This window comes from Bacillus sp. AF23 (genome assembly GCF_020861455.1).
GTDB lineage: Bacteria > Bacillota > Bacilli > Bacillales > Bacillaceae > Bacillus > Bacillus halotolerans.
In genome coordinates this window covers 119,510-137,128 of sequence record NZ_JAJHVY010000037.1, presented here as the reverse complement: position 1 = coordinate 137,128, position 17,619 = coordinate 119,510, and the positions used below count along the sequence as shown (strand labels likewise).

The window sequence follows — 17,619 nt, the reverse complement described above, 5'->3', positions numbered from 1 at the left end:
GATGAGAGATATCTAATTCACAATGCCGTTTCGAATGGCAAAAACGACTGCCTGAGTCCGGTCTTGGGCATTGCATTTTTGCAGAATTCGATGCACATGGGTTTTGACGGTGCTTTCATTGACAAAAAGCTTGTCGGCAATATCCTCATTTCTCAAGCCATAGGCCATTTGCTGAAGAACCTCAAGCTCTCCTTTGGTAAACGGCTCTGCCAGCTCTTCAGCATGAGGCTGTTGCTTTGCGCGGAATGTCTCAGTGATGATTTTAGCGGCTGTGACTGTGCGGAAAATCGCTTTGCCTCTGAAGGCAGCCCGAATGGCGTCTATCAGTTCTTCAGGAAGCGTGTCCTTCAGCAGGTAACCGACTGCGCCTGCAGTTTCCCGGGCTTTACAGTTCTTTCCCGGTACATCGATATAATAATAAGAATAAATACAATAAAAATATATGGGCAGTTCTATAAAAAATAAAAGGGCGTATTCTCGCTGAAAAATCTACCGAATTAATCGCAAGGGTTTAAGATGAAATATGAAGAAATCATTAATAAACGATTAAACTTCTTGAAAATGGATGTAGAGAGCTTCTGAAAACTTTATAATAATAAGCAATACATTCTTTAGGAGGGTTTACATCATGGCAATACTTGTTACAGGCGGCGCCGGGTACATCGGAAGCCACACATGTGTGGAGTTATTGAACAGCGGCTATGAGATTGTCGTTCTTGATAATTTGTCCAATAGTTCAGCTGAGGCGCTGAATCGTGTCAAAGAGATTACAGGAAAAGAGTTAACGTTCTATGAAGCGGATCTATTGGATCGGGAAGCGGTAGATTCGGTTTTTGCAGAAAACGAGATTGAGGCTGTGATTCATTTTGCGGGGTTAAAAGCAGTCGGAGAGTCTGTTGCGATTCCGCTCAAATATTATCATAACAATCTCACGGGAACCTTTATTTTATGTGAAATCATGGAGAAATACGGCGTTAAGAAAATCGTATTCAGTTCTTCCGCAACGGTATACGGCGTACCGGAAACGTCACCGATTACGGAGGACTTTCCATTAGGTGCAACAAATCCTTATGGACAGACGAAGCTCATGCTTGAACAAATTTTGCGTGATTTGCATACGGCTGACAATGAGTGGAGTGTTGCCCTGCTGCGCTACTTTAATCCATTCGGCGCGCATCCGAGCGGACGAATCGGTGAAGATCCGAACGGCATTCCAAATAACCTGATGCCATATGTGGCACAGGTAGCCGTTGGCAAGCTGGAGCAGTTAAGCGTATTCGGAAATGATTATCCGACCAAAGACGGGACAGGCGTACGCGATTATATTCATGTCGTCGATCTCGCAGAAGGCCACGTCAAGGCGCTGGAAAAAGTATTGAACTCCACCGGAGCTGATGCATACAACCTCGGAACAGGCACGGGCTACAGTGTGCTTGAAATGGTCAAAGCCTTTGAAAAAGTATCAGGGAAAGAGGTTCCGTATCAATTTGCGGACCGACGCCCCGGAGACATTGCAACCTGCTTCGCAGATCCTGCAAAAGCCAAGCGGGAACTGGGCTGGGAGGCAAAAAGAGGCCTTGAAGAAATGTGTGCCGATTCTTGGAGATGGCAGTCTTCGAATGTGAATGGGTACAAGAGTCTGAAATAAGAATGGAGGCCTTCTCAACAGAGAAGGCCTTTTTTAGAGAAAAAGGGTGCCTGTTAAGGCACCCTTGTCTGCTATTATTTGATTTTCACAATCACATCATTGCTGAATTTGAGTTTCCAAGTTCCTTTTGCATAAGCTTCCTTGTCGACTTCAAAAGCTTTCACATCTGTTACTTTAATATTAGGATTTAGATCACTCAATATTTTAGAGTTATCAACTTTTGTCTCAGTTGCATAGGTTGAAGAAGCATCAATATCAGAATCATAAGAAGTGCCATCACCATCAACCAATTTAGCAGTTGGAATTGAAAAAGAACTTATCGGCTTTTTGGATACGTTTTTAATTGTATATTGAACAGCTACAATAGTACCTCCATCAGATGCTTTCTTTTCAATATATTGAGTGCCAACAGAATCTCTGTCTTCTACTTTTGTAACTGTCACTTCAGTTTTCTCAGTCTTAACAGTATCACCGATATTGTATGTTTTTTCAGTTTCAGCTTTGCTGTTGCTTGATGTTTTGGAAGTGGCTTCTGAATCGCCTCCGCCGCCAATAACATTACCGATAATAATGATGACAACAACTGCCAGAATAAACGTAATAATTTTATGTCTCATAAAAAAGTTACGCTGATCCTTACCACAGTTAGGACATTTTTTTACACCTTTTGCAATTTCTTGACCGCAAGCTTTACATGGGACTAGTTTTCCTGCCATTATATTTCCTCCTATGTCATTAAATACACAAAACATATGTACTATAATGCCTATATTATTTCACTTAGTCAATACAAAATTATCAATTTATTATATTATTTATCATTGTTAGCTATATTTTCTTGTGAAAATATATGCTTATTTTCTTATCGTCTGTATGATTCATATGTTAATAGCTAATTTGTATTTTCTTGAATTTTAACTTGCACTTAAATCTCCGTAAATAACCCCTTGAACCTATTTGCTCAGTCCCTTATAATGCTAATATTGGAAAGTGAAAAGGATATGCTAAAACATTGGTTTTCTAGGGTTCCGCAATGCATATTGGCCTGTGACCGAGAGAAAACACATAACAGTCTGGCTGTTATGACACGGTGGGATAAAAGCCCAGGAGTTTCTGCTCTTTTGCGAGAGCGTACTCCTGGGTTTTTTTGTTGATACTATCTGAAGAAGGAGTGTTCTGTGATGAAAAAGAAAATGCTTGATGTGCTGATGCTCGTGATTGGCGCTTTTTTCTTCGCGCTTGCTGTGAATTTATTCGCGATCCCCAATGACCTTGGGGAAGGCGGCGTTACGGGGATTACGCTGATTTTGTATTATGTGTTTCATTGGTCTCCCGGGGTGACAAACTTTATATTAAACGCTTTTCTGCTATTGATCGGATATAAATTTCTCGACGGGAAAACCACGGTTTATACGATTATCGCCGTGGCAGCAAACTCGCTTTTTCTGCATTTGACACACGGGTGGAGCACACCGTCTGATGAGCTGATCATTAACACGATTTTCGCAGGGGTGTTTGCGGGTGTCGGGATCGGCATGATCATTCGGGTCGGCGGCACAACAGCCGGTTCCGCCATTCTGGCCAGAATTGCCAATAAATATTTAGATTGGAATATCAGTTACGCCCTGCTCTTTTTTGATTTAATTGTTGTCTTCAGCTCTTATTTTATTATTGGTGCGGAAAAAATGATGTTTACGATTGTGATGCTGTATATCGGAACAAAAGTGATGGACTTCATTATTGAAGGATTGAATACGAAAAAAGCAATTACTGTCATATCGGAAAATAAAGGTGAAATTGCCGAGCGGGTTAATACGCTAATGGACCGGGGCGTCACCATTTTATCAGGAAAGGGAAACTATACGGGCGAGTCAAAAGAGATTTTGTATATCGTCATTAACAAACAGGAGCTTTCTATGCTGAAGAAAATCATCAGAAGCTGTGACAAAAAAGCGTTTGTGATCGTTCATGATGTGCGCGATGTGTTTGGTGAAGGGTTTGTGGATATTTCAAAATAAGGAGGTCCCTCTGCGCAGACGCAGAGGGATCTATTTGTTTAGAACCATTGCTTCTGTATCGCGCTTTATTGCCGTTGCTGTAAACGAAAGAGGGCCATCTAATACGAAAAGAAGCTGGAGAACATGTGCATTTCGCCTTATACTGAAAATACATATCCTTACATAGGAGAGGAGACCATATGAAGTCGCTGGTGGCTATTTATCCCGGTTCGATTGTGTCTGACAAGCTTTGTACAAAGGAAGACTGCTTGTGTTTTTTTGATGAAAACAGTCAGAAATATATCTCGATCCCAAAAACGGAGATCAGCCAAAAGGAGGCATTGCTGCTTCAGTCATTTTTAACGCTAGCGGAAGAGGCAGATCACATGTCTCTCAAATCGCCGGAAGAAAACAGGTGGTTTGCGTTTCTATTCTCGCAAGGAGAAGTGCCGCCGAATATCAAGAAGAGGACAAGGTTCATTCATTTTCATTTGATCGGCAAAACTGAACGGGCATCATTTGCGGAAGCGATGCGCCATTTTTGGCCGGTGTCTTTTGTGATCGTTTGGATGCATGAGGACAGAGGCGTGATTGTGGAGCAGGAAAGTGAAGCGGCAGCTGGGAAAGACGAATTGGAGTCGCTCGCCAGGGTTCTTGAAAGTGATTTCTACTTCAGTGTCCGTTTTTACGCTGGAAGGTTTTATGAAACAGATGAGCGCTTACGAAAACATTATGCCCGTGAACAAACGTATTTTCTATTCGCTGAAAAGCGGCTGCCGCAGGTTCAGCGTGTGACGTTTGATATCATGTTCCCTTTTTTATTATTGGAGGAAGAAAAGGAACAGCTGAAATCACTGCTTAGTGAAGAAGCCGAGCTATTATTTGAAAATGAACCTGAGCTGAGAAAAACAATCAAGCTGTTTATCGAAAACAGCTCAAACGTGACATTAACAGCGAAAAAACTGCATCTGCACCGCAACAGCCTGCAGTACCGGATTGATAAATTTATCGAGTGGTCAGGAATAGACATTAAAACATATACAGGCGCTCTGCTTGCGTATTTTATCTGCCTGCAAAGCGAAGGTTCAGAATAAACTGGAAATATGCACGAAAACGGCCGTGTGATTTTATGAATGCTGCCCATTTCAGTGTCGGATAAAAGCTGATACACTTGATTTAAGAAAGCGTTTACAATAACAAAGGGGGATGTTAGATGGCTGAATTGCGGATGGAGCACATTTATAAATATTATGATCAGAAGGAAGCGGCGGTAGACGACTTTAATCTTCACATTGCGGATAAGGAATTTATCGTATTTGTCGGCCCGTCCGGCTGCGGCAAATCAACGACACTGCGGATGGTCGCAGGACTTGAGGAAATTTCGAAAGGCGATTTTTATATTGGAGGAAAACGGGTAAATGATGTGGCGCCAAAGGACAGGGATATCGCGATGGTGTTCCAGAACTACGCGCTCTATCCGCATATGACGGTATACGATAATATCGCATTCGGACTGAAGCTCCGCAAAATGCCCAAGCCTGAAATCAAAAAAAGAGTGGAGGAAGCCGCTAAAATTCTCGGGCTGGAAGAATATTTGCACCGCAAACCTAAAGCGCTCTCAGGCGGGCAGAGACAGCGGGTTGCGCTGGGAAGGGCGATCGTGCGGGATGCAAAGGTATTCTTGATGGATGAGCCTTTGTCAAACTTGGATGCAAAGCTTCGGGTGCAAATGAGAGCGGAAATTATTAAACTCCACCAGAGGCTGCAAACCACCACGATTTATGTCACGCATGATCAGACAGAAGCATTGACGATGGCGACTCGGATTGTGGTTATGAAGGACGGCAAAATCCAGCAGATCGGGACGCCGAAGGATGTTTACGAATTCCCTGAAAATGTATTCGTTGGCGGTTTTATCGGGTCACCAGCGATGAACTTTTTCAAAGGGAAGCTGTCTGACGGCACAATCAAAATCGGTTCTTCCGTGTTGAGCGTGCCGGAGGGGAAAATGAAGGTGCTTCGTGAAAAAGGCTACATTGGCAAAGAAGTCATTTTCGGCATCCGCCCTGAGGATATTCATGATGAATTGATTGTCGTGGAATCGTACAAGAGCTCTTCAATTAAAGCGAAAATCAATGTTGCGGAGCTGCTGGGGTCTGAGATCATGATTTATTCGCAAATCGATAACCAGGATTTTATTGCGAGGATCGACGCCCGTCTCGATATTCAGTCAGGGGATGAGCTGACAGTTGCGTTTGATATGAATAAAGGGCATTTCTTTGACAGTGAAACTGAAATCAGAATCCGTTAAGCTGGAGAACCGGACATGGAGCGATGTCCGGTTTTTTGCATTCCCTCTCTATCTCAAGGTTTACAGCAAAAACCGCGGCGGGTAGTGGTTTGTAGAAAGGAGAGATAGAAATGTGGAATGCGGCGATGTGGGGCGGGATTTCCGGCTCTGCTGTTTTGCTGGGTGCGCTGGCGTCTATGTTTCTCCCGATTCGCAAGCGTATCATCGGTTATATCATGGCTTTTGGCACAGGGGTATTAATCGGCGCTGCTGCCTATGAACTTCTTGAGGACGCGGTGAAGGATGGCGGAATTGTCTCGACAGGAGCCGGATTTATAGCAGGCGCTGTCGTGTTTACCCTTTTTGATTACGCGGTTTCGAAAAGAGGCGCGTCACAAAGAAAAAGATCGGGACAAGCAGCTGCAGGCGGCGGGTGGATCGCGATTTTTATCGGCACCATCATGGATGCTGTCCCCGAATCTATTATGATTGGAGCCAGCCTTCTTGAAAAACAATCCGTCAGCTTCCTTTTGGTGATTGCGATTTTTATCAGCAATATACCTGAAGGGCTGTCCAGTACGGACGGCATGAAGAACAGCGGATATTCAAAGGCGAAAATCTTGCTGCTTTGGGCGGCGGTATTGATGATTTCTATTTTTGCCTCATGGTCAGGATATTACGTCCTCGATGGCGCTCCTGAGGAGATGATGTCGGCAATCGCCGCTTTTGCGGGCGGAGGCATCATCGCAATGGTTGCATCCACGATGATGCCCGAGGCGTATGAAGACAGCGGTCCGATGACAGGGTTAATTGCTGCTCTTGGTCTTTTATCGTCTTTGATTTTGAATCAGTTTTCCTAATCTGCACCGGACATGGCTACATGTCTGGTTTTTTCACTTGAAAATCCCGCAAATCAACCGATGAAAAGGAGGAAGAAATAGACAGAAAGCAGGAAACCGATGAAACGTTTTATCTTAATCAGTTTTCTTTTGGCTAGTTGTTTGACTCTTGCCGCTTGCGCTGAAAAAGAAGCAATCGCAGAGCAGCAGATGCCAAAAGCGGAACAAAAGAAACCGGAAGAAAAGACAATACATGTACAGAAAAAAGAAGATGATACATCCGCATGGATCAAAACAGAGAAACCGGCAAAGCTGCCGATTTTGATGTACCACAGCATCTCTTCAGGCAACAGTCTCCGTGTGCCAAAGAAAGAATTTGAGGCACATATGAAATGGCTGCACGATAACGGCTACCAGACATTAACCCCAAAAGAGGCGTATCTCATGCTGACTCAGGACAAGAAGCCGAGTGAGAAATGTGTGCTCATCACGTTTGATGACGGATACACCGATAATTACAAAGACGCGTATCCGGTATTAAAGAAGTATGGCATGAAGGCGACGATTTTTATGATCGGCAAATCGATTGGGCATAAACATCATCTGACAGAGGATCAAATGAAGGAAATGTCACAGCATGGCATATCGATTGAAAGCCATACGATTGACCACCTTGAGCTGAACGGTTTAACGCCAAAACAGCAGCATAGCGAAATGGCAGATTCAAAAAAGCTGTTTGACAGGATGTTCGATCAGCAAACGGCCATCATCAGCTATCCGGTTGGGCGCTACAACGAAGATACCCTGAAGGACGCTGAAAAAACCGGTTATCAAATGGGAGTGACGACTGAACCGGGAGCAGCCTCCAGAGATCAGGGGATGTACGCCCTCCATCGCGTACGTGTATCCCCGGGAATGTCAGGAGCGTCATTTGGCGCGTATATCGAGTCGATGAAATAAAAATGGCGGCGATTAATCGCCGCCGCCCCCTCCGCCGTCACAGCCGGAATCCCCGAAGCCTCCGTCACTGCCGCATCCATCATGGCGGGAATCGCCATCGGAAAATCCGAAAAAACCGCTGTCCGCCCGCTGGCGTCCTTGGTTTTCTGAAGCGGTTGATCGAGCCGATTGATAAATAACGATCATACCGAAGATCAAAGCGATAAGAATCACAATCATATGGCGTCCCCCTTTAAACAGTTATTTTTCATACGTTTTGAAGCCTGAAAAGTTTCATTTAAGGGAGATGGATTCTTTCAGCCGATCTCTCAGCCAGCGCTTGACCATGCCGTGTCCTTTGTTTGAAAGCAATGCGCTGACACGCCAATACATAGGCGGATGAGGAGAAAACTGAAAATCTATGATTCTGAAAAGCCAGCTGTTATCCCGGGTGAGAGAGTTCACCTTAACGTCGTCTTCATCTATATCAGAGCAGTAGGTGTTTTGTTTTTGCAGATCTTCATCCTGGCGAACCGCCAGGATCTTTAAGGATTCGGCCATCTGCCTGTATCCGCCCTCCAGCAATGAAGCGCCAATGTGATCGGCGCGCACCTCCATCCACTGGGAACAAAATGACTGATAAAGCTGAAATAGAATGATGATTCCCATGATCAGCGCCCAAAGTGCGATTTTGTAAGCGCCGGGATGGGCGATGTAATGCTCAAGTAAAAGAATGATCCCGATGACTGCCCCAAGGTATAAAAAGCGCAACAGCTGCATGGACAGCACATCACGTTTTTTAATATGAACAGCCTCATGGGCAAGAATACCCTCAATGACATGCGGCGGAAGGGTTAATGTAGCGCTTGTCAGAATCACCATTGATCTTCCTACATTCATTCCGACGGCCATGCCGTTGTATTCATCACTATCCGTTTCGTAAATCTCCACATGCGAAATGCCTGCTTTTCTAAACATCTTATCTGCCGCTGCCTGAACGTCTGTATTCAGACAAGACCTGGCATCCATTGCTGTCCGCAGCACCCGGTCAGATAGATACATATTCAAAACCCAGTACAACATCACGGCACCAGAAATGACCCAAGGGGAGGCGTGTAAGGCATATAAACCGAGCACCAATATGGCGTAAGCAGATATCCCTTTTACGCTTGCGGCAAAATAAAGTTTACCTAAAAGCCGTTTCACATTTTTTCGATGATAAATCGGCAGGACAGCAATAACCGTTTCCTCTTTGGTTTCGGAAGCTAGAAATTCCCCGAGAATCGCTTTCCACTTTTCAGGATCTTTCACGGTCAGAAACAGCGTTTCTCCGGGAAGAGAGAGCCTTATGACTTGCTGAAAGCTTGTTGTCATATCGAGCCGGGATGAATACATGGTCAAAAGCGGATGAAGCTTTAATAGATCTGCCGTCGATTCAAGCCGGATGTCTTTCAGGTCTGAAAGCGGGTAGGTGCGGCTTTCATATCGTGAACTGATATGCCATGTTTCTAAAGACGATGAATAAAAGACTTTTACACTTAGAAAATTTAATATGCGTTTTGCCAGTGCTGCGCCGCCCGAGATGAAACCGAACAGGATCACATATTTTAGAACACTGGTGTCAGGACCGTAAATGAAGAAAATAATAGCGCCCGCAAACACAATGACAGTCAGAGCAATGTCCGAGAGGAGGCGTGTGTGATCTCTTGCAAGCTCAATTTCCTGCCATTCGCCTGATGGTTTTTCAACACGGCTGGGGACAGTCAGATCCAATGCGGTCCAGTAGCTGGTGAACATCAATGCCAGAGAGACGATGCCATCTAAGAAAGGCTGTTGAGAGAAGATAAAGCTAGCAGCACCGATCCAAAGAACAATATCAATCCAGAGTTCTAATGCCGGAAGAAGCTTTGCTGCAAGGGCTGATATCAGCTGAATGCCCAGCCCGAGAATGATAAAGAGAAAAAGACTGGTTTCCATAGGCATGCTAGAGTCCTTTCTATCATAATCTTTCCAACTATTACTATAGCATGCGGCAGGAACTTGTAAAAACACGGAAATGCAAAAAAGCAAGCTCTTTCGTTATACGAAGAACTTGCTTGCAGCGTATCAATAAAACTGGTGTAACAGCAATAAGGTCAAGGACACTGTGATGGCCCCGCCGATTCTAGTGGACACCTGGGCAAAAGGCATCAGCTCAAGCCTTTCAGCGGCACTTAATATCGCGACGTCACCGGTGCCTCCTTGCCCTGAATGGCACGCATTAATAATGGCTGTTTCGATCGGATACATGTTCAGCCATTTTCCTGTGAAAAAGCCGACCGTCATCATTGTGACAACGACAGACAGAATCGTAATGATATTGCTGAGATTAAAGGCGGCAACAAGCTTGTCCCACGGCGTCATAGACACGCCAATTGCAAAGAGCAGCGGATAGGTGACTGCCGTTGAAAAGAAGCGGGACACGCCAAACGCGCCGTTTTCAATTGAGGCAGGGACCAGTCTGAACAGCTTGATCAAAACAGCTAACAGCAGCATGGCAACAGGGGCCGGAAAACCGAAAAAATCGTGGGCAAGCATACCGACCAAATACAAGGAAACGGCAAGGATTCCTCCGGACGCAAACAGAGAAAGGTTGAACATGTGCTGGCCGTTTTGCGATTCCTCCAGCGCAGGTGAATCTTCTGAACGGTCAACTTTACCGTTGCCGGTCCATTCCGGTTTTTTCTTGCCGATTCTGTTGAGCAGGCCCGCTAAGATGATCGCACACAGGCTGCCGAGCATGATCGATGGAAGAACAAGTGCAAACGCCTCCCCTTGAGACATCGGCATGATATCGGAATAACCGATGGACAGAGGGATGGCGCCTTCTCCGACGCCGCCAGCCATAATAGGAATCACGACGTACAGAAGAGTGTGCTGAAATCCGAGTCCGAGCAATGTACCGACAGCCAGTCCCACAATGGCGGCCGCGACAGAACCGGCGATAAGCGGTATAAAAATTTTCATAAATGCTTTTACAAGTGTTTCTCTTTTCATGCCGAGGATGCTTCCGACAACAATTCCGGCAATAAACAAATAAAGAAAGTTTGAGTTTTCTGTAAATTCTGTGGTGGATTTGACAATATCATTTGGCAGAAGGTGATAGTAGACGACAGCAGATGGAATAAAAGTAGCAAGGATGGCCGGACCGCCGATAGAGCGCACAATCGGTATCGATTTTCCGATTTGGGCAAAGGTAAACCCGAAAAACGCCATGACGGCAATGGATGTCAAGATGTCACTTTTTACATCGTGATGCATTACAAAAACAGTGATTAATATAAACAGCAAGACATACACAGGAAGCGGTATGATGCCTACTTTTATATTCATAGCTTTCGCAAACCAATTCTCTTTTCGAACCCCTTCGTGAATTGTATCCGTTTGCAATTGCAATTGAGTTTGAAGCTCTCCCATTGAAAAACCTCCCCTATTCTTGTTGCAGTGAAATTGTTCACTATGTTAAGTATACTAAAAAGTTGAAATTATTAATATATTAAAAATTTACTATTCAAACTGTTTCTTCTTTATGATTCAGATGAAAAGAGACGTTTTGACTAAATTCCGGATGTGCCGGAGTGCCGAGAAACGAGTGCTGATGCCGGTCAAGCATTTTATTCGCAAGAAGCGAGGCATTGATGTACGATAATAAAGGGTCATTTATCCTAGCAGCCGTCATAAATCAGCAACAAAATAGACAATAATCCGTCACATAGTGTGGGACTTTTTAGGTATTTCGGGCTTTATTTTTGAAGCGGATCGTTGTAAAGTACTTAATATGAACCATTTAGAGATCGTGCCATTCGTCAGTCTGGCAATCTTGAATCATATTGGACGACTTTTTGACGTATTTGTGAAATATTGAACAATATTTTTTTCGTCTATTTTGTGAAATACTGATCAAAGTTTCGGTTCTGCTTGTGAAGTAGTGAACAATATAACGTTCAACCGGAAATGGAGGATAAAGCATGAGTGAATTAGTATTAGCCCGCATTCAATTTGCATCAACAACGTTGTTTCATTTCTTGTTTGTGCCAATGTCTATCGGGCTTGTGTTTATGGTTGCGTTGATGGAGACTCTTTATCTTGTGAAGAAAAATGAGCTGTACCTCAAAATGGCGAAGTTTTGGGGACACTTATTCTTAATAAATTTCGCAGTCGGTGTTGTTACGGGGATTTTGCAAGAATTCCAGTTTGGACTGAACTGGTCTGATTATTCCCGTTTTGTCGGAGATGTATTTGGCGCGCCGCTTGCGATTGAAGCATTATTGGCGTTTTTCATGGAATCTATTTTTATCGGATTATGGATTTTCGGGTGGGACCGCCTGCCTAAAAAAATTCATGCGCTCTGCATTTGGCTCGTGTCATTCGGAACGATTATGTCGTCTTTCTGGATCTTAACAGCGAACTCCTTTATGCAGGAACCGGTCGGCTTTACGATCAAAAACGGCCGCGCGGAAATGAATGACTTTGGCGCGCTGATTACAAATCCGCAGCTTTGGGTTGAATTCCCGCACGTCATTTTCGGTGCGCTTGCCACCGGGGCTTTCTTTATCGCCGGTGTCAGTGCTTTTAAACTATTAAAGAAAAAAGAAGTGCCATTCTTTAAACAATCTTTCAAACTCGCAATGATTGTCGGGCTTTGTGCAGGCCTTGGCGTCGGCCTTAGCGGACACATGCAGGCTGAACACTTGATGGAGTCACAGCCAATGAAAATGGCTGCCAGTGAAGGGCTTTGGGAAGACAGCGGCGACCCTGCCGCTTGGACGGCCTTTGCCACAATTGATACGAAAAATGAAAAGAGCTCTAATGAAATCAAAGTTCCTTACGCATTGAGCTATCTGGCTTATCAAAAATTCAGCGGCAGTGTCAAAGGAATGAAAACACTTCAGGCAGAGTACGAAAAAGTGTACGGAAAAGGCGACTATATTCCGCCTGTCAAAACGACGTTCTGGAGTTTCCGCATTATGGTTGGAGCAGGTGTTGTCATGATTCTTGCTGCGTTAGGCGGCCTTTGGCTAAACCGCCGCAAAAAGCTGGAAAACAGCAAATGGTATTTGCGCATTATGATCGCATTGATTTCCTTCCCGTTTCTTGCGAACTCCGCGGGCTGGATTATGACAGAAATCGGGCGTCAGCCTTGGACGGTCATGGGTTTGATGACAACGGCTCAATCCGTGTCGCCTAACGTAACGGCGGGCTCCCTGTTATTCTCAATCATCGCGTTCGGTGTGATGTATCTGATTTTGGGCGCATTGCTCGTCTTCTTGTTCATCCGTGAGATTAAAAAAGGTGCGGAGCATAGTGATCATCATGATGTTCCTGTATCAACAGATCCATTTAGTCAGGAGGTATACCATGGCATCTCTTCATGATCTTTGGTTTATACTCGTTGCTGTATTGTTTGTAGGTTTCTTCTTTTTGGAAGGCTTTGATTTTGGGGTCGGCATGGCGACCCGTTTTCTTGGCCATAATGAATTAGAGCGCAGAGTGCTGATCAACACGATCGGACCGTTCTGGGACGCGAATGAAGTATGGCTTTTGACTGGTGCGGGTGCTATCTTCGCGGCGTTTCCAAACTGGTATGCAACAATGCTGAGCGGTTATTACATTCCGTTTGTCATTGTGCTGCTTGCGTTAATGGGCCGCGGGGTCGCGTTTGAATTCCGCGGCAAGGTTGATCATTTGAAATGGGTAAAGGTTTGGGACTGGGTGGTTTTCTTCGGCAGTCTGATTCCTCCGTTTGTGCTCGGTGTGTTATTTACGACATTATTCCGCGGTATGCCGATTGATGCCGATATGAACATTCACGCGCACTTATCTGATTATATCAATGTATATTCTGTACTTGGCGGCGTGACCGTAACACTTCTTTGCTTCCAGCATGGATTAATGTTCATCACGCTGCGTACGATTGGTGATTTGCAAAACCGCGCCCGGAAAATGGCACAAAAGATAATGGGTGTTGTTTTTGTAGCGGTTCTTGCCTTCGCGGCCCTTTCTGCTTATGAGACAGACATGTTTACACGCCGCGGCGAGATTACCATTCCGCTTGTTGTTTTGATTGTCATCTGCTTTATGCTCGCGGCTGTATTTATCCGTAAGAAAAAAGACGGATGGACATTCGGGATGACAGGCGCGGGGCTTGCTCTGACCGTAGGAATGATTTTCATTTCATTATTCCCTCGGGTGATGGTCAGCTCGATTCAAAGCGCGTTCGATTTAACAGTAGCTAACGCTTCTTCCGGTGATTATTCGCTAAAAGTCATGTCAATTGCAGCATTAACGCTATTGCCGTTTGTAATCGGCAGCCAGATCTGGAGCTATTATGTCTTCCGGAAGCGCGTCAGCCATAAGGAGCCTATGACTTATTAATGGGAAAAGACCTGTTTCGATATAAAGGAATGAAGCGGATTCTCACCGTGATTACTTGCTTAACGCTGATTCAGACAGCCGCTATTATCATGCAGGCAGAGTGGCTGAGTGAAGCTGTAACCGGGCTTTTCAACGGGAAGAGCATTGCCTCCCTGTTTCCGGTGATCGGCTTCTTCCTCATCGCTTTTGTCGCGCGGCACGGGATGACGGTGGCGCGCCAAAAAATCGTCTATCAATATGCTGCCCGGACGGGAGCTGATTTGAGGAAAAGCTTTCTCGATCAGCTGTTCCGCTTAGGCCCCCGCTTTGCAAAGAAAGAGGGGACGGGGCAAATGGTGACGCTGGCGATGGAAGGCATCAGCCAATTCCGCCGCTATCTAGAGCTGTTTTTGCCGAAAATGGTCAGCATGGCGATTGTGCCGGCTGCGGTTGTCATCTACGTGTTTTTTCAGGATCGGACTTCTGCGATTATTTTAGTCGCGGCCCTGCCGATTCTGATTCTTTTTATGATTCTTCTTGGCCTTGTCGCACAGCGAAAAGCGGATCGCCAGTGGAAATCATACCAGACATTGTCCAACCATTTTGTTGATTCTCTTCGCGGATTGGAGACTTTGCGTTTTTTAGGATTGAGCAAATCGCATAGCAAAAACATTTTCCACGTCAGTGAGCGGTATCGCAAAGCGACAATGAGCACACTGCGGGTGGCGTTTTTATCTTCATTTGCCCTCGATTTTTTCACGATGCTGTCGGTGGCGACAGTTGCTGTGTTTTTAGGCTTGCGTTTGATAGACGGCGGTATTTTGCTTGGCCCCGCTTTAACAGCGCTTATTCTGGCACCTGAATACTTTCTGCCGGTGCGGGAAGTGGGAAATGATTATCATGCGACGCTTAATGGACAGGAAGCGGGCAAGACGATTCAGGACATATTATCTCAGCCGGGATTCAAAGAAGAGGCCCCGCTTCAGCTTGAAACATGGTCCAATCACGATGAACTGAAGCTGTCAGGTGTCTCAGTTGGCCGAGCGATGTCTGATATGACTCTTTCATTTAAAGGGAAGAAAAAAATCGGCATCATTGGAGCAAGCGGTGCCGGAAAATCAACTTTAATCGATATTCTCGGAGGATTTTTGGAGCCGGATGACGGTGTTATCAGTGTGAATGGTTCAAGCCGTTCGCACCTGCAGGATGGGAACTGGCAGAAAAACCTTCTCTATATTCCGCAGCATCCTTATATTTTTGATGATACGCTGGCGAACAATATCCGGTTTTATCACCCAAGTGCTTCTGCTGAAGATACAGCCCGCGCTGCTTCCTCAGCGGGATTGACGGAGTTTGTAAACACTCTTCCTGAAGGATTAGAGGGACGGATCGGAGAAGGCGGCCGGGCGCTCAGCGGCGGTCAGGCTCAGCGTGTCGCGCTTGCCCGCGCTTTTTTGGGTAACCGCCCGATTCTGCTGCTGGATGAGCCGACCGCCCATCTGGATATCGAAACAGAATATGAAATAAAAGAAACGATGCTGGATTTATTTAATGACAAGCTCGTCTTTCTCGCGACACACCGTCTCCATTGGATGCTCGATATGGATGAAATTATCGTGCTGGACGGAGGCAGGGCAGCAGAAATCGGGACTCACGATGAATTGCTGGCGAAAAACGGTGTGTACACCAAACTCGTGAAGGCACAACTGGGGGAAAGAGCATGAAGAAAGAAGAATGGATTCTGCCGTATATCAAGCAAAATGCCCGTCTGTTTGTTCTTGTTGTCTTTTTGGGTGCGGTGACGATTTTTTCCGCTGCTTTTCTCATGTTTACTTCTGGGTTTTTAATTTCAAAGGCGGCGACAAGGCCGGAGAACATCCTGCTCATTTATGTGCCGATTGTCGCCGTTCGAACCTTTGGGATCGCCCGGTCTGTGTCACGCTATGTGGAGCGCCTGATCGGGCATCATATCATTTTGAAAATCGTGTCAGACATGCGCGTCCGCCTTTACAACATGCTTGAGCCTGGCGCTTTGATGCTGCGGTCCCGTATTCGCACGGGAGATATGCTCGGCATTTTGTCTGAGGATATTGAGCATTTGCAGGATGCCTTCTTAAAAACCATTTTCCCTGCCATCTCAGCCTTGCTTTTGTATGCTGTTTCAGTGATTGCGCTCGGCTTTTTCTCCTGGCCGTTTGCCATTTTGCTGGCGCTTTATTTGTTTGTTCTGGTTGTGCTGTTTCCGGTCGTGTCTTTGCTTGTGACGCGGGCGAAGAATGCCAAGCTGAAAAGCGGGCGAAACGTGCTGTACAGCCGTCTCACAGATGCCGTGATGGGTGTCAGCGACTGGATGTTCAGCGGACGCCGGCATGCTTTTATTGATTCCTATGAAAGAGAAGAAAACGCTTGGTTTGAGCTGGAACGCAAAAAACATCGTTTTACAAGATGGCGGGATTTCGCCGCGCAATGCTTTGTCGCCGGCCTTATTTTGCTGATGCTGTTTTGGACGGCGGGGCAGCATGCAAATGGCGAACTCGCCAAAACGATGATTGCTGCCTTTGTGCTTGTTGTGTTCCCGCTGACAGAAGCTTTTCTGCCGCTTTCTGATGCGTTGGGCGAAGTGCCGGGTTATCAGGATTCTATCAGAAGAATGAACAAGGTGGCTCCTCAGCCTGAGGCTTCACAAACAGCGTCTGCGGCTGACAGGCTTGATCTCAAAGACGTCACTTTGGCGTTTCGTGATGTGACGTTTTCTTATGACAACAGCAGCCAAGTACTGAACCATTTTTCCTTTACGCTGCGCCAAGGAGAAAAAATGGCGCTGCTCGGCCGGAGCGGCTCAGGAAAATCAACATCACTCGCATTAATTGAGGGCGCATTGAAACCTGACTCAGGCTCGGTAACGTTAAACGGAGTGGAAACAGCGCTTGTAAAGAATCAGATTGCTGATGCGGTGGCTGTGTTAAATCAAAAGCCTCACTTGTTTGATACAAGCATTTTGAATAACATCAGGCTCGGAAACGGAAAGGCGAGCGACGAGGATGTGCGTCGCGCCGCAAAGCAGGTGAAGCTGCATGATTACATTGAGTCGCTGCCTGACGGATATCATACTTCAGTTCAGGAAACCGGAATCCGATTTTCAGGAGGAGAGCGGCAGCGGATCGCGCTCGCCCGGATTTTGCTGCAGGATACGCCGATCATTATACTTGATGAGCCTACAGTAGGCTTGGACCCTATCACGGAACGCGAACTGATGGAAACCGTGTTTGAGGTGCTGAAAGGTAAAACGATTCTTTGGATTACGCATCACTTGGCGGGAGTGGAAGCGGCCGATAAAATCGTCTTTCTGGAAAACGGAAAAACAGAAATGGAAGGAACACACGAGGAACTGCTGGCGACGAACGAACGGTATCGCCGGCTTTATCATCTCGACGTTCCTGTAAAATAAAAGACAGTCTCTGAGGCTGTCTTTTTTTGTTTGAAAAAGAAGAAGTGCAGGAAAAATAAGAAGAG

General features: G+C 45.7%; 14 protein-coding genes, 2 pseudogenes and 1 riboswitch. Of the genes and pseudogenes, 10 read left to right on the top strand and 6 right to left on the bottom strand.

Annotated elements, in window-relative coordinates:
* Positions 1 to 12: 12 nt before the first annotated feature.
* Both LNN34_RS20010 and LNN34_RS22145 read right to left on the bottom strand, forming a co-directional pair.
* A pseudogene (locus tag LNN34_RS20010) lies at positions 13 to 372 on the bottom strand (LuxR C-terminal-related transcriptional regulator); the annotation flags it as partial.
* Positions 372 to 440: pseudogene (locus LNN34_RS22145) on the bottom strand (DUF1453 domain-containing protein); the annotation flags it as partial. The pseudogenes LNN34_RS20010 and LNN34_RS22145, both read right to left, overlap by 1 nt.
* Positions 441 to 628: 188 nt before the next feature.
* On the opposite strand from LNN34_RS22145, the gene galE reads away from it, so the two are divergent.
* Complete coding sequence (gene galE, locus LNN34_RS20005) at positions 629 to 1,648, top strand: UDP-glucose 4-epimerase GalE (RefSeq protein WP_059292229.1); 1,020 nt, start codon at positions 629 to 631, stop codon at positions 1,646 to 1,648.
* A 74-nt stretch (positions 1,649 to 1,722) separates the two neighbouring features.
* Here galE and LNN34_RS20000 read toward each other — a convergent pair whose 3' ends face one another.
* Entirely contained in the window at positions 1,723 to 2,265 is a 543-nt protein-coding gene (locus LNN34_RS20000; RefSeq protein ID WP_229044488.1) for a DUF4352 domain-containing protein, read from the bottom strand.
* Between the two features lie 392 nt (positions 2,266 to 2,657).
* Positions 2,658 to 2,760, top strand: a riboswitch (guanidine-I (ykkC/yxkD leader).
* A gap of 69 nt (positions 2,761 to 2,829) precedes the next feature.
* Between LNN34_RS20000 and LNN34_RS19995 the strand changes: the two genes are divergently transcribed.
* From LNN34_RS19995 to LNN34_RS19975, 5 genes are all read left to right on the top strand, one after another.
* Complete coding sequence (locus LNN34_RS19995) at positions 2,830 to 3,666, top strand: YitT family protein (RefSeq protein WP_229044339.1); 837 nt, start codon at positions 2,830 to 2,832, stop codon at positions 3,664 to 3,666.
* A gap of 179 nt (positions 3,667 to 3,845) precedes the next feature.
* Complete coding sequence (locus LNN34_RS19990) at positions 3,846 to 4,739, top strand: helix-turn-helix domain-containing protein (RefSeq protein ID WP_229044336.1); 894 nt, start codon at positions 3,846 to 3,848, stop codon at positions 4,737 to 4,739.
* 119 nt (positions 4,740 to 4,858) lie between these two features.
* Positions 4,859 to 5,956 (top strand): maltodextrin ABC transporter ATP-binding protein MsmX, encoded by a 1,098-nt coding sequence (gene msmX / locus LNN34_RS19985; RefSeq protein ID WP_059292232.1) that lies wholly within the window; start codon positions 4,859 to 4,861, stop codon positions 5,954 to 5,956.
* 110 nt (positions 5,957 to 6,066) lie between these two features.
* Entirely contained in the window at positions 6,067 to 6,795 is a 729-nt protein-coding gene (locus LNN34_RS19980) for a ZIP family metal transporter (RefSeq protein WP_229044332.1), read from the top strand.
* A gap of 99 nt (positions 6,796 to 6,894) precedes the next feature.
* Positions 6,895 to 7,734: a polysaccharide deacetylase family protein gene (locus LNN34_RS19975; protein WP_229044330.1), complete on the top strand. Its 840-nt coding sequence runs from the start codon at positions 6,895 to 6,897 to the stop codon at positions 7,732 to 7,734.
* Positions 7,735 to 7,746: 12 nt separating this feature from the next.
* Here LNN34_RS19975 and LNN34_RS19970 read toward each other — a convergent pair whose 3' ends face one another.
* The 3 genes from LNN34_RS19970 to cimH all read right to left on the bottom strand — a co-directional run bounded on the left by LNN34_RS19970 (position 7,747) and on the right by cimH (position 11,169).
* Entirely contained in the window at positions 7,747 to 7,950 is a 204-nt protein-coding gene (locus LNN34_RS19970; protein WP_229044487.1) for a hypothetical protein, read from the bottom strand.
* Positions 7,951 to 8,007: 57 nt separating this feature from the next.
* On the bottom strand, positions 8,008 to 9,696 hold the full coding sequence (locus LNN34_RS19965; RefSeq protein WP_229044327.1) for a M56 family metallopeptidase: 1,689 nt from the start codon (positions 9,694 to 9,696) through the stop codon (positions 8,008 to 8,010).
* Positions 9,697 to 9,819: 123 nt separating this feature from the next.
* Positions 9,820 to 11,169: a citrate/malate transporter CimH gene (gene cimH, locus LNN34_RS19960; RefSeq protein WP_044160011.1), complete on the bottom strand. Its 1,350-nt coding sequence runs from the start codon at positions 11,167 to 11,169 to the stop codon at positions 9,820 to 9,822.
* A 551-nt stretch (positions 11,170 to 11,720) separates the two neighbouring features.
* On the opposite strand from cimH, the gene cydA reads away from it, so the two are divergent.
* The 4 genes from cydA to cydC are packed head-to-tail and all read left to right on the top strand — an operon-like array spanning position 11,721 to position 17,554.
* Entirely contained in the window at positions 11,721 to 13,127 is a 1,407-nt protein-coding gene (cydA, locus tag LNN34_RS19955; protein WP_059292235.1) for a cytochrome ubiquinol oxidase subunit I, read from the top strand.
* Positions 13,111 to 14,127 (top strand): cytochrome d ubiquinol oxidase subunit II, encoded by a 1,017-nt coding sequence (gene cydB, locus LNN34_RS19950; RefSeq protein WP_044160009.1) that lies wholly within the window; start codon positions 13,111 to 13,113, stop codon positions 14,125 to 14,127. Before cydA ends, cydB begins: the two co-directional genes overlap by 17 nt.
* Positions 14,127 to 15,830 (top strand): thiol reductant ABC exporter subunit CydD, encoded by a 1,704-nt coding sequence (cydD, locus tag LNN34_RS19945; protein WP_229044325.1) that lies wholly within the window; start codon positions 14,127 to 14,129, stop codon positions 15,828 to 15,830. Before cydB ends, cydD begins: the two co-directional genes overlap by 1 nt.
* The gene (gene cydC / locus LNN34_RS19940) at positions 15,827 to 17,554 is read left to right on the top strand and encodes a thiol reductant ABC exporter subunit CydC (protein WP_229044323.1); all 1,728 of its coding nucleotides are present in this window, start codon (positions 15,827 to 15,829) and stop codon (positions 17,552 to 17,554) included. Before cydD ends, cydC begins: the two co-directional genes overlap by 4 nt.
* Positions 17,555 to 17,619 lie beyond the last annotated feature (65 nt).